The sequence below is a fragment of the Massilia sp. UYP34 genome (assembly GCF_056279385.1).
Window position 1 is genome coordinate 1 of record NZ_JBWBRF010000052.1, and the last position, 1,662, is coordinate 1,662.

Annotated in this window: 1 protein-coding gene; it reads left to right on the forward strand. The window is 63.0% G+C overall.

Going from position 1 to position 1,662, the window contains the following annotated elements; all coding sequences use genetic code 11:
* Positions 1–1,584: RHS repeat-associated core domain-containing protein (locus ACZ9AQ_RS24135; protein WP_429207341.1), on the forward strand; the 1,584-nt coding region annotated here is incomplete at its 5' end.
* Between the last annotated feature and the right edge of the window lie 78 nt (positions 1,585–1,662).

Here is a 1,662-nt window from a genome sequence, read left to right on the forward strand (position 1 = left end):
CACTACCAGGGCCCGTTCCATCCAGAGAAGCGCACCGCGGTATGGCGCCACCACTATGACGAACTCAACCAGCGCACCGGCACGGTCCGCCCCGACGGCCACCGCATCGACTGGCTGACCTACGGCGCCGGCCACGTGCATGGCCTGCTGCTCGACGGGCAAGACCTCGTCTCCTTCGAGCGCGACGCGCTATACCAGGAAACCGGTCGCACCCAGGCCAACGGCCTGCGGCAAACGATGCAGTACGACCCGCTTGGGCGCCTGATCGAACAGCAGCTCGGCGCCATCGCGCAGGTCAGCCGGAAGGACCGGCACCCTTATTTCGACACGTACCGTCCCGACGTCCAGGTGGGCATGCAAGCCGCCATCCTGCGGCGCTACCGCTACGACCCGTCCGGCCAGTTGACCAGCCTCGAAGACAACCGGCGCGGCCGCGTCGAATACCGCTACGACCCGGTCGGACGGCTGCTGGCGGCGAACAGCGCATTAGGCCATGAAACCTTCGCCTTCGACCCGGCGGGCAACATCCAGGCAGCCGACACCGCGCAGCAGGAGCCCATCAGCCGCCGTGTCCCACTGCCGAAACTGCTGGACAACCTGCTGAAGGAATATGCTGGCGTGCGCTACCGCTATGACGAACGCGGCAACGTCGTGGAACGCACCCAGGACGGCATTCGGTCCGAATATGCATGGGATGCGTACAACCGGATGACCCGCGCCACGACCTGGCATGGCGTCACCACCTTTGCCTATGATGCGCTGGGAAGGCGCATCGCCAAGCGCAGCGGGACGATGGATGGCGCCGCCTTTCGCGAGACGGCCCGCACCATGTACGGCTGGGATGGCGACACGCTGGCGTTGGAAAGCAGCGTGCGCCGGGGCGACGCGGCGGGCGAACGGACGGTGCATTATGTGTACGAGCGCGACAGCTTCGTGCCGCTGGTACAGGCCACCCGGAGCCGTGCGCTTCGCCTGGCGCCTACCACGGATGTGAAAGCGCTGATGGCGGGCAACGGCGGCAAGTACGATATCGCGCTCGATCCGCTGTGGAACGGTGAGGTCGAGCAGGAAGCCGAGCCGTTCGGTAAGGAAGAGATCGCCTTCTACCAATGCGATCATCTGGGCACGCCGCAGGAGTTGACGGATTGCGAGGGCAAGGTTGCGTGGTCGGCGCAGTACAAGGCGTGGGGGCAAGCGAAGGAGGCAATCAGCGAGGCGGCGCGCAAGGCCGGGATACGGAATCCGATCCGGTTTCAGGGGCAGTACTTTGATGATGAGACGGGGATCCATTACAACCGGTATCGGTACTACGATCCGGATGGCGCACGTTACATGACGGCAGATCCGATTGGCCTGCTAGGCGGAATGAATGCTTATCAGTACGCACCCAATCCGACGGGTTGGATAGACCCTTTAGGTCTCCGGAGGAAAAACAAGAAAGCAGCTTGTCCCGTATGTAGTGGGACGCCATGTCGAGGTAGGAAAAATCCCTCGCGTGGTGCAGCAGGATTCCAGAGCTCAAGCGCCTACCCAAATAAAGACCGCTGGTCAAATGTGATCCTACCTAAAGGCCACCTCGAATAACCCGCTCTCGGCGTGAGCAGAGCCAGGCGAAACGTGAGTCCGCGCTCCAGCATCGCTCAGTAGCGTGATTTTCAAAGC